The sequence below is a fragment of the Bacillus sp. JJ1521 genome (assembly GCF_036965165.1).
In the GTDB taxonomy this organism is placed as follows: domain Bacteria; phylum Bacillota; class Bacilli; order Bacillales; family Bacillaceae_L; genus Ferdinandcohnia.
The window spans coordinates 1-1,048 of the sequence record NZ_JBALOX010000275.1 but is presented as its reverse complement, the minus strand read 5'-3'; the positions used below and the strand labels follow the sequence as shown (position 1 = coordinate 1,048).

1 protein-coding gene is annotated in these 1,048 nt (G+C 35.1%); it reads right to left on the bottom strand.

The window, feature by feature from the left end:
- Positions 1–123 precede the first annotated feature (123 nt).
- Positions 124–1,048: ATP-binding protein (locus tag V7147_RS24660; protein ID WP_335370436.1), on the bottom strand; the 925-nt coding region annotated here is incomplete at its 5' end.

Here is a 1,048-nt window from a genome sequence, read left to right as displayed (position 1 = left end):
CCTAAATTTACTAAAAATAGTAATTATGTAATAATTTAAATTTATCAAAAATATAGGTATTTTCCAACATAAATCTTCTAGGGTATTTGCGAACGAAAAAAAGGAGAGTTTTTGGCTCTCCTTTTAGTGATGTCTGATCGGTAAGGTGATGATTACTTTTGTTCCTAGCCCAACTTTGCTTCTAATTTCGAATGTCCCTTTATGGTCTTGGATAATCTTATTACTCATTGTAAGACCAAGTCCCATTCCTTTTTCTTTTAATGTAAAAAAGGGCTCCCCTATTTTTTCAAGCCTTTCCTTAGGAATTCCAACTCCAGTATCGATGACTTCTATTTTCACTTTGTCGACTTCGACATCCGTACGAATTCTCGTTTTCCCTCCATCAGGCATTGCATCGATTGAATTTTTGAGGACATTGACAAATACTTGTATTAGTTCATTCTTATCCCCATAAAGATTTGCTTCTGCCGCATGATTTTCAACGAGTACTTCTACATTATGAAGGATAGCTTCGTGTGAAGTGAGCTTGATGACATAATCAATAAGTTCCCTGACTTTAAACTCCTTAAAAATTTTACTTTGTGGCTTTGAAAATACAAGCAGTTCACTGACAATTTGATTAATTCGATCAAGCTCCGAGAGGATAATGTCTGATATTTGTGAAGTTGATTCACTTTTTTCCTTTTGCAATTGGACGAAGCCTTTAACGGTTGTTAGTGGATTACGTATTTCATGAGCAATTCCAGCAGCCAATTCACCAACAACTGAGAGTTTCTCCCTTCTTAAGGCAAGCTCTTCAGCTGCCTTCACATTTGATATATCCCTTCCAATTGTTACAAGACCTGCTCTTTCTCCTTCATCAAATAAAGGGACTCGTATGACATCAAAGGTTTTTTGTTCTCCATTTAGATTAATTATGGTTTGTTCTTTACGAGTCTTCATACCTATTTCCCATGTTTCTTCATCTAGTTGGACATTGCGAATCAAATATTCCTCAAACTCTGGATACATTTTCGCAATTTCTAGATCGGTTTTATTCTTATAAATA